A 12,837-nucleotide genomic window follows, 5' to 3' on the forward strand; every position below is an offset into this window, starting at 1 on the left:
CAAAATGAAAACAAAATCAAAAATTTTAATGCAAGGTTTTTTAGCTTTTGGTAGTGCTAGTGCAATTATGCCATTAGTTGCTTGTCAAACAACTAAAGAACAAACTACTTTAGAGCAAACAAATAACATTATTGATTATGATTTAGGTTTAGCTTCTGAACCTATTAATAACTTAAATTATGTGTTAAGAAATTCAATGAATAAGGTAACACCAGCTTTAGTTGAAGTTTTCTTAAAAAATGGACCAAATGAAGATTTAAAATCATTATTAGTGCCTCAAAAATACAATTTCGTATTAGTAGATACTAGAAGATCTAAAGATTCATCAAATTTTGACGCTTTCTTTAATAGCACCAAGAAAAATCCAAATGATCCAAATTCAACTTCAAGTTTAAATAGCGAAGGCGGATTTGGTAATGTGCAAGGAAGCTCATACGGACTTCACGATTTTAGTATTTACGGTGGATTAGGTAAAAATAGTGTCGGTGATGACGTTAAAAAAGGTGCATCAGTTTATGCGTTCCATAACCCTAAAAACACCAATAACTATATGGCTGTAACTGGCTTTGTAAATGAAGGTAAAAACGTCTGAAGCAACGGTGATATTGTTTCAGCACAAGACATACGTGATTACATTGAATACATTTTAGATTACAATAATGGATCTGAAAAATTCGACCAAATCAAGAAAATGGCTTTTAGAAATGCTGAAGAATTTATTAATGCCCAAGTTGAATACAACAAACAACATGGTAAGTTTTACAAAAACCCATGAGGAAGACACGAATATATAACTAAAAAAGATGAATTTTTAGTATCACACGCAAAGGAATTAGTTAAACTAGGGTTTAATGATGCTAGTTTTAGTAATTTTGCAAGTAAATTTGAAACTTACTTTTCAACCGAAAATGACGAAAACTTCAGTGCTTTAGTTAAAGCATATAGCAACATTTATAAAGAAAGTTTAACTAATGCAGCTAACTTTTTAACCTCATTAGTTGCAACTGAAGAAACTAAAGATTTAGTCGAAAGCTTATCTAAACAATTTAATTCTCTAGTTGGTTATGTACAAAACCCATACGCAAGCGTATGAGATAGTCAAAAAGAAGACCAAAGCGATTTAGAACAAGTAAATAATATAAAAGAGGCTGCTTTAAAATTTGGTTTATACACTGGACAATACTTTTTAGATTATTCTAATGAAGAAGTAAGTAACAGTTTAGAATTAAATCCAAACTTTAGCTTAGATAAGAAAATTCAACCATTTAAACTACTAAATAAAAATGGTACAGTAGTTGAAATTATGCTAGTTAAAAATGTTTTTGTAAATCCTTATCAAACTTTTAGTGTTACAAAAAATAACGTTACAGAACTACCAAGTAGCTTAGAAACTAGTGCTAGACAACTTTCATACAATAAGTATGGATTTACTGCTATTTTCAACGAAAATAAAACCCCAGATTTAAGTTTCTTATTAACTCATGTTTTAATGCAGTTATTCCCAATTAACCGTAAATATGTTGAAACTGAAGCTGGTGGAATCTTAAACTACGGAATTAATAAAGATAATTTCTTAACTACTGGTCCATTTTTACTAGATAAAGAACGTTTTATTTTAGGTCCTCAAGGATATATGTATCTATTAAAAAACAAAGATTACTACAATGTAGATAATGTTATTCCAAATACAATTAAGATTTTATTTACAACCGACCCTAACATTAACACTATTTTCTTTGAAGATAACATCATTTCTCAAGCACAAGTTCCAGGAACTAAAATTAACCAATTTTGATCAAGTGCTACTACACGTAAGTACTTAAAGAAAAATACAGGTTATGGAACTATTGGACTAGGATTTAATCTAGATAAAGAAAGTAACGGAAATAGCTACATCCAAGATCAAAACATCAGAAACGCAATTTATTACGCGTTAAACCGTGAAGAAATGTTAAGATACGTAGGTTGAGAATTCTCATTCCCAGTTAATATTTGAACTGCTTTTGGTCAGTATAAAACATTTGACGGTAGAAACCTAGAAATGTTTTTTAACAACAAAGAAACAGGAACTTTAGTTCCAGATCCAAAAGCGCCAAATAAATTCGTTTCTTATCCACTAATTAACTACGATTTCTTATTACACTTAGCTAAGTCATATAACTTTGAAAAAACAGTACGTCACGATAACCTTTATGACTTAAATACCGCTAAATTCTACTTAAATCAGTTCAAAAAATCACACCCAAATGTTCAAGGTATTACTTTAAGATACTTAAATAACTCAAGTGATGAACAAAGAAAAGCTGGATTATTCTTAAAAGAAAAAATCGAATACATGAGTGGTGGATTTATTCAAGTTGAAATTAAGAGTCTACCAGATCAAGTGTTTGCTTCATTTTATGAAGAAGGACAATTTGACTTCGTGTACCAAAACTATGATAAAATCGGTGGAAACGCACCACAAGACTATATATCAGCATTCTTTAGACGTGATGGGTTAAATCAAATTGATGGAATTACATTCGGATTCAAAGATAATCCTAGTGGTGGATTTATTTATGCTGATTACTTTGTCAAATTATTAGTTGATAAACTATATGGTGGTTCATATGAGAATGCAACTAAAACACAAGTGGATGCAATTAGAAACATAATTAACCAAAACGCTGAATTAAATAGCCAATTTGAAAAAGCAATAGCAGCTCAAAAACAAAATGAAAATGATTTAGTAGCTATTGTTACATTTGTAAACAAAAACATTAACTTTATTTTAGGTGAGCTTAAAAAAGACAAAAACAACTACGCAAGTGAACAAATGGCTAAAAATCTTCTATATTATTTAATTGCTAAAAACCCAAATATTAAGCGTGCTAAATTAGAACAAGCTACAGTTAATATTTTTGTTGATAAGTATACTTTAGAAGACTTTTTAACTCATACTAGTGAAACTAGAGCTAGATTAATTGAACCAAATATTAAAATCAATAAACAAGATGCAAATGGAAATACTGAAGCTAAAGAATTAGACTTATGAAGTAAAGCTATTGATTTATCACTACAAAAAAATGATGAATCAGTGCAACAATATTCAGACCGTTTAAGTTCGTTTTTCTCAGGAAACTTTACAACTGAAGAAGCAAAACAAGGTTGAGCACAAGACTATATTTATTCTTTAATTGGAACTTTTGAAAAAATCTTACGTGATGCAGCTCCTGTTGCACCACTTATGGAAGTTGATACTAACTGAGAAGTAAGTAAAGTAGGAGGTGTTTCATCACTATATACTTTCGACCTTCAATACGCTTATGATATCACTAGACCACCAAGACCAGGACTTCCTACAAATATCGGAAATGGAGTAGGTTAATGAAACAAAAACAACCAAAATATATAATTAGCGATAATAAAATAATTTTTAGTAACAAGAGAAACGAAGATAAAAGTTTTATTGAAAAGTTAACATCAATTAACTCGCCATTTTTACAAAGTACAACTAGATTTATCACTACATTACTAGAGTTTCTAATCATCGGACTTATTGCTATTTCAATTACTTTCTTTTTAATTAATATCATTCCTGGTTCAACTACTTTAACAAGCCAAATTAAAGATTCAGAATTAAGAAAAGCTATTGAAGCTCAATATAATTTAGATTTACCATTAATTCAAAGGTACTTTATTTACCTAAAAAACCTATTTAGTGGGGATTTTGGTATTTCACTATCACTATTTCCACGTCAAGAAATTAATGCTTTTATTTGAGAGCGTTTCTATATGTCATTTTTAGTTGGAATTTTTAGTGTGGTTTTAACTATTGTGCTCGGAATTTCAATTGGTGTATGGGTTGGTAAAAACCCAGGTGGTGTAGTAGATGTTGTTTCAAGTGTTATCGTAAGTATCTTTTCTTCTATTCCATCAATTGTTTTTGCTTTACTACTAGTCTTTATAGGCCGTTTAATTGGATTGCCATATATCTTTGACCAAAGAAACTTCCTATCATACATCCTACCTGGTTTAGCTTTATCACTTGGAAGTATTATTGTTTACATTAAGTACATCCGTACTGAATTAAACCGTGAACTACACTCAGTTCATGCCAAATTTGCTTACTTAAAAGGTGTAACTAAAAACCGTTTTGTGTGAAAACATGCACTAAAACCAGCTTTATTCCCAATCGCTACTTTCTTACCAGCTGTTATTTTTGGTTCTTTTATTGGTAGTGTGTTTATTGAACAAATCTTCTTCATCCCTGGTGGAGGAGCAACATTACTACAAGCAATTCAGTCAAAAGACTATAATGTTATTTTATTTATCGTGGTAATTTTCTCACTACTTACTACACTTTCATTTGCAACAAGAGATATTCTTTATGAAGCTATCGATCCAAGAGTTAGAAGGAGAGGTGCGTAATGCAAAAGTTTAAACAAAAAGTTTGAAACTGATTTTTACAGCGTTATTACAAACTTCAAGCTCAAGAACAAACTAATCAAAAATATAGCGATAGCCCACACCCAAACGCTTTTGTATCACCATTTAACCACAAAGCATGACAAATTATTGGAGATGCTTTTGAGTACAACGAATCTCAACACTTAAGTCCACAAACTAGCTTATTTAAAGAATTTATTCACCGTTATTCAAGAAGTTTTTTTGGAGTATTTGGTTTAGTTACTTTATTTTTAATTGTATCGTTAGCTATTATCGTGCCATTTACTACTCCTGATCCTACAATTTCAAATGTTATGTCTAAAAACTTAACATTTAACGAATATGATAACAATGGAATTCATCATATTTTAGGTACTGATGCAGTTGGTAGAGATCTTTGAGCTAGATTATGGTGAGGTCTTAGATACTCACTAGCTTTATCGTTAGTTGTTACAACTATCGAAATTATGATTGGTTTAGCTATTGGAATTATGATGGGACAATTTGAGAGATTTGATAGAGTTATGACTTTTGTAATTAAAGTTATTTCAGTTGTACCTAACATTATCATCTTGATTTTATTAACCATTATTCTAAGTCCAAGCTTCTGAGTTATTGCTTTAACCTTATCAATGACTGGTTGAATCGGTATGGCTAACCAAATTAGAGCACAGGTAAAACGTGCGAGAAACTTTGAATGAGTAGCAGCCTCAAAAGTGCTAGGAACTCCAACTTATAAAATCTTAAAAAACTATGTACCTGTAATTATTCCAATTTTAATTACACAATTAGTTTTTACTATTCCTGGTGTTATTTTAAGTGAAACTTCACTAGCATTTATTGGACTAGCAATCGATGATGTTCCAACCTTAGGGAACTTAATTTCAGAAGGACAAAAACTATTCCCAACATACTTAAGATATGTTTTTGTGCCAGCATTCTTCTTAGTTACAATTACTACTTGTGTGCAATTTATTGGATCAAGCATTCAAGATGCTTTAAGAAGACAAAAATAAAAGGAGCTATATGAAAAAAGCTAATTTAGAAACTAATAAAGCTAAAAGTAGCTTCTTACAAAGAGTTAAAAGATTTATTCCATTTTTAAGAAATCAAAGACAAAACTTTGATTGAGATGAATTTTACAAAGATGTCCAATATCAAGAATTTTCAACTGGTGAAAAATTAAAAATAGCTGCTGAAATTAATGATATTTACTTATCATTTACTAACCCAGCTCGTCCAGGTGAAAAAAACTTAGTCCTACGTGGACCAAGTATTAAAATCTATGAAGGAAAAGTACACGCTATCATCGGAGAAAGTGGTAGTGGTAAAAGTGTTATTACCTCACTTTTATACGGACTAACTGGAGATAATGCTGTTATTGATAAAGGTGAAGTTAAACTATACAACAATAATGTTGAAAAATTTAGCTTTAGAAATTGAGAAAACTCTCAATACCGTGGAAAAATCGTATCAGCAGTATTTCAAAACCCTATGTCAACTTTAAATCCAACTATGAAAGTTGGTAAACAAATTATGGAAGGTATGCTAATTAATAAAGTAGTTAAAACTAAAAAAGAAGCATACGATAGGGCCATAGAATACTTAAAACTAACTAAAATTAATGATCCAGAAGCTGTAATGAACTTATATCCACATGAAATGAGTGGGGGTATGATTCAGCGTGTAGTTATTGCTGCTATTGTTACACTTGAACCTAAAATTTTAGTTATGGATGAGCCAACCACTGCGCTAGACCCAACTGTGCAAGCATTAGTTTTAGATGTTATTAAAGATTTACAAGAAAAACTTAAGTTATCAATTGTTTTCATTACTCACGACTTAGGTGTAGTAGCTTCAATTAGTGATTACATTTCTATTATGTATGCTGGACAAATTATTGAAGAAGGAACTGCTAGAGAAATTTTAGGTTTCCCACAACACCCTTATACTTGAGGATTAATTTTATCAATGCCTGATTTAAATAATGGTGAAAGATTAGAAACTATTCGTGGTAGTGTTCCTGCTAACTTAAATAATATTGTCGGAGATGCATTCGCTCCTAGAAATAACTACGCTTTAAGTAATGATTTTGTTGAAGAACCTGGTTTTTATTATGTAAGTGAAACTCACCGTGTTAAATCTGCTTTATTAGATGTTAATGCACCAAAATATCAACCACCTCACTTAATACAAAAAATGTGAAAGGAGTATTTAGCTAAAAACCAAATCAAGCAAGTTATAGCTACTAGTGTAAAAGATGGTAGCACAAAAGTTGTTTATAAAGCTAAATAATTATGGCTGCATATATTGAAACTAAAAAAACTATTTTTGGTAAAAAATACTATCTAAGAGAACCATTAAAAGGAACTAAAGAAATGTTAACTCCAAAAAACGGAGAAGAGATTCTAGTTTCTTTAAGAAATGTTGATATTACTTACGGAAGAGGAACTAAAGCATTTAGAGCTGTAAATGACTTTAACTTAAACATCTATAGTGGTGAAGTTTTAGGACTAGTTGGTGAAAGTGGTAGTGGTAAAAGTACCATTGGTAAAACACTAGTTGGACTAGTTCCTTATAGTTTTGGTGAAATCAAATTACTTGATAAAACCTTACCAAAGCAATTAAAAAGAGGAATTAAAACTGGTAAGAAATTAAAAGAGTATAAGGAAATCTTAAACTTTATGGTTAATAAAGTGCAAATGATTTTCCAAGATCCAGCTAACTCACTAAATCCACATATTAATGTTGAATCAGTTGTTTCTGAAGGGTTAGATAATACTAAAAACTCTAAAGAAATTTATCTATATAACTTTGATCAAGAAGTTCAAAAATACCTATATAGACACTTTATTAGACATAAAACACACCCAAAATTCCACTTTAAATATTTAACAGAGTTAAATACTAAAATTGCAACAAACGAAAATGAAGCTTATGATGCTTTATATGTAAAGTTAGCTTTAGATTTAGAAGATAATAATGATTTAGAAGCTTTAACTTACTTACAAGAACAAAAAATTGAGCGTGATAAATTAAACAAACTTTCAGAAAAAGAATGTAAGAGATTTTTAGTTAGAGATATTTTAAAAAGCGTTGGACTTGATGAAAGTGTGATGCGTCGTTATCCACTGGAGTTTAGTGGTGGACAACAACAAAGAATTGGTATTTCACGTGCTGTAGTACTTAGACCGCAATTGTTAATTGCTGATGAGCCCATTTCTGCGTTAGACGTTTCAATCCAAGCACAAGTAGTTAATATATTTAACGACCTAAAAGAAAAATATAATTTAACAATCTTATTTATCGCTCACGACTTAAGAATGGTTGAATATATTTCTGATCGAATCGCTGTTATGAACAAAGGTAGATTACTAGAAATAGGTTCTACAAAAGAAATAGCTCACCATTCACTTCATCCTTACACCAAAAGCTTACTAGATGCAGTTCCATCAATTGAAGGAACAAAAGGAAGTTTAATTGGTTATGTCTATAATCCACAAATTCACGGTTATAACGATACTATACAACCTGAATGAATTAAAATTAACGATGATCACTATGTTTTAGGAACAGAAGAAGAAGTTAATAAATGAAAACAAGGTATCTACGAATAAAAGGAGAAAAATGAAATTAAAAAGAACATTACTATTAGTTTCATCGGCACTTACTGCATCAGTTCCTTTAACTGTTGTAGCGTGTCAAGATCCTACCCAAACTAATAGTCAAACTCAGCCAAAAGCTGAAACAGAAGAAGAAAAAAGAGCTAGACTAGCAAGAGAAGCTGAGGCCGAAAAAGCTAGAATGGAAGCTGAAAGAAAAGCTAATGAAGATAATGCTAGAGCTAGTTTAAGCACACTAATTTCTGCTAAAACAGATGAAGTTGCTAAATATAGCAAATTTGAAGCAGAAAAAACAAAACTAGAAGAAGCTTATACTGAAGCTGAAGGTTTATTAGCTAAAGAAAATCAAAGTTTAGAAGAATTACAAGCTGCATTAACTAAAGTTCAAAAAGCCTTAGAAGCTGCTATTCATGCTAAACAAGAATTAGACGCTAGACAACAAAAAGTTGTAACTAAAGCATTACAATTAAGAGACCTATTTATAAAAACTTCATCATTTACAAACTCATTTTATAATGATGAATTAATTAATGATTACTTGTCACTTGATTCAATTACAGCAGATAGTTCACAAGAAGAATTTGATGCCGCTGAAGCTAAAATTGATGCTCAAATCACTAAATACAATGAACATAAAGAGCTATTTGAGAAATACTATGAGCTGATTGCATTAAGAAATTGAGTTTCAGAGATTGTTAATATTATTGAAGTATATGCAAAAAATGCATCAGGTAAATTCGATCTTTTAACAAGTAATTCAGTTATTAAGGCAGTTGTTGGTCCGTTATTTATTACAGACAGAAAAAATGCTCAATTATTTGATGAATTTAACACTGAATTTAAAAAATTCGGAACTGCAAACTATGGATTTATGTCAGAACCAAGAGACAAAAGAGTACCAAACACGGTGGCTAAAATTCAAGAAGGTATCGATGGTGTTAAAGCACTAGTTGAAAAATATTTCTATGATAAAACAAAACTTTTACTACCAATTTACCAAGTAATTGCAACATATTACAAAGAAGAATTAGATAAAAACTTATGATTAACTCAAGATTCTTATAAAGATTACAAAGATAAACTAACTGAAACTTTAGCGCTTGTTAATATAGAAAAATTCATAGCTGAAACAAGTTCAAGTAATTCAAATACACCAGCATCAAATTCAAATGAAAGTTCAGCAGCTGCCCCAATGCAGCCAGGAACAGCTATAGCTACTAATACAGCAGCTGAACCTGCAAATGCGAATAATTCAGAAAATACTGCATCTGTTTCAGATGAAACAGTAAACTCAATCAAAGCATTAATGGCTAAAATGCCAGAAGTTTATTTTATTAAGTTTTCACTAAATCCATTCTTTAGATGAAAATTAATATTCAACAACTATACCAATATTACAATTAACGCTTCAGGACAACCTACAAAATATTGAGAACCTCTTAAATTTAATGAAGAAACTGCTAGTCCAACAGATAAGAAAACACTTATAAATACACCTTCAACCGTTGTGTATCTAAAAGAAAATTTAAAACCTCTACCATTCTTATTTACAAACGAAAAAACTAAAGCAGCATATGACGCTTTTGCAAATGCATTTAGTGAAAAAATCTTAAATGTTGACCCAAGCAAAGGTACAATTTTCAAATATACAGCTACAAATAACGATAATCCACTAGCAGGTAGAATTTCAGGATACTCAGTTGATCCAACTAAACTAAAAAATGATGATAGATTCACTATTGGTCATGCAAATAAATTAGCTGCTGCATTCTACTTTGCAGCATTATATAATCTAACTGACCAAGCTATGCTAGATACATTAATAGGTCCAGAAGTTCCTAACAACGTTGCAGGAATTAGACAAATAACACCAATTCCAAACGGTATCTTCTTCTACAACTATATTAAGAAATTAGATTCTGATACAAGACCAGCAAATAGATCATCTGTTGATATCTAATTAACTCACAAGCACTTATGTGCTTGTTTTTTATGCTTTAAGACTTTATTTATCGAGAAAATTAAAAATCTTGTAAAATATAATAACTAAATTGCTAGGAGGAAATATGGCTTTAAAAGCTGGTATTGTCGGATTACCAAATGTTGGAAAAAGTACACTATTTAGTGCGATTACTAAAAAACAAGTAGAAGCAAGTAACTATGCTTTTACAACTATTGAACCTAATATTTCATCAGTTCCATTGGTTGATAAACGTTTACAACAAATTGCAAAATTAATTAATCCTGAAAAAATCATTTATGCAACTTTTGATTTTGTGGATATTGCTGGATTAGTTCAAGGAGCTTCAAAAGGTGAAGGTCTTGGGAACAAATTTTTAGCAAATATTCGTGAAGTTGATGCAATAATTCATGTTATTAGATGTTTTGAAAACAAGAATATTATGCACGTGGCTAATAGTGTAGATCCAGTTAGGGATAAAGAAATTATTAACTATGAATTGTTATTAGCTGATTTAGAAACAATTAATAATGTTTTAAATCGTGTAGCCAAAAAAGCTAAAGCTGGTGATAAAGAAGGTTTAATAGAACAAGCTGCTGCAACCAAAATTAAACAAGCACTAGAACAAAATATTCCTGCTAGAAAAGTTGACCTTGATGAAAATGAAATTAAATACATCAAGGGGTATCATTTATTGACATTCAAACCAATTATTTATGTAGCAAACTTAAGCAATGAACAATTTGCTAATTACCAAAATGATCCATTATTTAGTTCACTAAAGAATTCACTAGAAGCAAACAAAAAACTACTACCAATTTGTGTTCAATTAGAAAGCGAATTAATTGAAGTACAAGATGAAGCTGAAAAAATGGAATTATTAAACATGTATGGAATTGAAGTTAGTGGATTAGATGTTTTAACTCGTGAAGCATTTGATTTATTAAATTTAGAAACTTACTTTACAGCTGGTGTAGTTGAAGCTAGAGCATGGGTGTATTATAAAGGTTGAGGAGCACCTAAATGTGCTGGGGTGATTCATACTGACTTTGAGAAAAAATTTATTAAAGCTGAAGTTATTTCATTTGATGACTACATTAGTTATGGTGGCGAAGCTGGAGCTAAAGCAGCTGGAAAATTAAGACAAGAAGGTAGAACCTACATAATGAAAGATGGTGATATTTGTCACTTTAAATTCGGAAAATAATTCTAAAATACTAAAACGCTGAAAATACAGGCTATAAATTATTTATTTATAGCTTTTTATTTAAACTTATTGTGTTAAAATTTATAAGCATAAATAACAGCAGATTATTATGATTGGAATTAAAATTTAACTTGTGTAACAATTTACTAGTAAGCAAGCTGCTAAGGGCTGAAAGTATTAAGTTAAATTTCCCCAATTGGAAATAATCCCTCTATTATATGCAGAAAGAGGAAAATATGTCAAGATACACAGGACCAGTGTTCAAGAAATCACGTCGTTATGGTTTCTCTCTTTTAGAAACAGGTAAAGAATTTTCTAAAGGAAGAAAAAGAGAATACGCACCAGGTCAACACGGAAACAGAAGAGTAAAACTTTCAGACTACGGTTTACACTTATATGAAAAACAAAAAGTTAAATACATGTTCGGTTTAACAGAAAAACAATTAAGAAGAGTTTTTGAAAAAGCTGTTAAAACACCAGGGGTTACAGGTACAGTGTTACTACAATTACTAGAATCACGTTTTGATTCAGTAGTTTACAGAGCTGGATTCACACAAACAAGAAGACAAGCTCGTCAATTAGTATCACACGGACATTTCACATTGAATGGTGAAAAAGCAAACATTGCCTCAATGTCAATTTCTTTAGGGGATAAAATTGAATTAAAAGAAGCTTCAAGAAACAACAAACAAGTTAAAGAAGCTTTAGAAAACAGAACACCATCAGCATGATTAACAAGAAAAGACTTCACAGTTACTTTAGATAGACTTCCTGAAAGAACAGAAGTACACACAGAAATTAAAGATGCACTGATTGTTGAGTTCTACTCAAAATAGTAACTAGAAATTGGAGAATTAAATTATGAAAAAAGATATTCACCCAGCTTATCATGAAGTTAATGTTAAATGTTCAACATGTTCTAAAGAATTCAAATTTCACTCAACACGTAAAAGTTTTACAGTAGACGTATGTTCAGGTTGCCACCCTGTTTACACAGGAAGCAGAACTCAAGCTAAAGCAACAGGTAGAATTGATAAATTCAACAAACGTCTTGAAAAAAAATCACAAAAATAATTGATTTTTAGCATAGCTATTTCTATAGCTATGATTTTTATTTTTAGAGGATTAGAGGAATAATTATGAAAAGAATTTATCTAGCAGGTGGTTGTTTTTGAGGTGTGCAAGGATACTTTAAAACAATCCAAGGTATTAGATTTACTACAGTTGGCTATGGAAATTCAAAAGTAGAAAACCCTAGTTACAAACTAGTTTGTACAGGTGAAACTAATGCAGCTGAAATGGTAGAAGTATACTACTATGAAGACCAAATTAGTTTAGAACAAATCATCAAAACTTTATTTAAAGTAATTGATCCAACAGCGCTAAATTTCCAAGGTCCAGACCACGGAACTCAATACCGTAATGGAATTTATTATGAAATCGAAAGCGATAAGGAAGTTATTTTAAAAACAATTGAAAAACTTCAAGCTAACTATAACAAAAAAGTAGTAACAGAAGTTTTGCCACTCCAAAACTACTATTTAGCTGAAGAATACCATCAAGATTACAGTGATAAAAATCCAACAGTTGAATGCCACATTAAGTTTTAATAAAAAAAT

General features: G+C 30.5%; 10 protein-coding genes. All 10 read left to right on the top strand.

From position 1 onward, the window contains the following. Window positions 1-4: 4 nt before the first annotated feature. The 10 genes from ACJA23_RS02295 (at window position 5) to msrA (ending at window position 12,828) form a co-directional block, all read left to right on the top strand. Complete coding sequence (locus ACJA23_RS02295) at window positions 5-3,367, top strand: hypothetical protein (RefSeq protein ID WP_406613613.1); 3,363 nt, start codon at window positions 5-7, stop codon at window positions 3,365-3,367. Then, window positions 3,367-4,410, top strand: coding sequence for an ABC transporter permease (locus tag ACJA23_RS02300; RefSeq protein WP_406613615.1), 1,044 nt, complete (start codon window positions 3,367-3,369; stop codon window positions 4,408-4,410). The genes ACJA23_RS02295 and ACJA23_RS02300 overlap by 1 nt, the downstream gene beginning before the upstream one ends. Beyond that, window positions 4,410-5,444: an ABC transporter permease gene (locus ACJA23_RS02305; protein WP_406613617.1), complete on the top strand. Its 1,035-nt coding sequence runs from the start codon at window positions 4,410-4,412 to the stop codon at window positions 5,442-5,444. Before ACJA23_RS02300 ends, ACJA23_RS02305 begins: the two co-directional genes overlap by 1 nt. A gap of 10 nt (window positions 5,445-5,454) precedes the next feature. Then, a complete protein-coding gene (locus ACJA23_RS02310; RefSeq protein ID WP_406613619.1) occupies window positions 5,455-6,723 on the top strand; it encodes an ABC transporter ATP-binding protein in 1,269 nt (422 codons plus the stop codon). A 2-nt stretch (window positions 6,724-6,725) separates the two neighbouring features. Then, the gene (locus tag ACJA23_RS02315) at window positions 6,726-8,045 is read left to right on the top strand and encodes an ABC transporter ATP-binding protein (protein ID WP_406613621.1); all 1,320 of its coding nucleotides are present in this window, start codon (window positions 6,726-6,728) and stop codon (window positions 8,043-8,045) included. 10 nt (window positions 8,046-8,055) lie between these two features. Next, window positions 8,056-10,011 (top strand): hypothetical protein, encoded by a 1,956-nt coding sequence (locus ACJA23_RS02320; protein WP_406613623.1) that lies wholly within the window; start codon window positions 8,056-8,058, stop codon window positions 10,009-10,011. 106 nt (window positions 10,012-10,117) lie between these two features. Continuing rightward, complete coding sequence (gene ychF, locus ACJA23_RS02325; protein ID WP_406613625.1) at window positions 10,118-11,218, top strand: redox-regulated ATPase YchF; 1,101 nt, start codon at window positions 10,118-10,120, stop codon at window positions 11,216-11,218. Between the two features lie 236 nt (window positions 11,219-11,454). Beyond that, a complete protein-coding gene (gene rpsD, locus ACJA23_RS02330; RefSeq protein WP_406613627.1) occupies window positions 11,455-12,054 on the top strand; it encodes a 30S ribosomal protein S4 in 600 nt (199 codons plus the stop codon). Between the two features lie 25 nt (window positions 12,055-12,079). Next, a complete protein-coding gene (gene rpmE, locus ACJA23_RS02335) occupies window positions 12,080-12,292 on the top strand; it encodes a 50S ribosomal protein L31 (protein ID WP_406613629.1) in 213 nt (70 codons plus the stop codon). 65 nt (window positions 12,293-12,357) lie between these two features. Next, window positions 12,358-12,828: a peptide-methionine (S)-S-oxide reductase MsrA gene (msrA, locus tag ACJA23_RS02340; RefSeq protein ID WP_406613631.1), complete on the top strand. Its 471-nt coding sequence runs from the start codon at window positions 12,358-12,360 to the stop codon at window positions 12,826-12,828. Window positions 12,829-12,837 lie beyond the last annotated feature (9 nt).

The organism is Mycoplasma corogypsi (assembly GCF_045276875.1).
GTDB lineage: Bacteria > Bacillota_I > Bacilli_A > Mycoplasmatales > Metamycoplasmataceae > Mycoplasmopsis > Mycoplasmopsis corogypsi.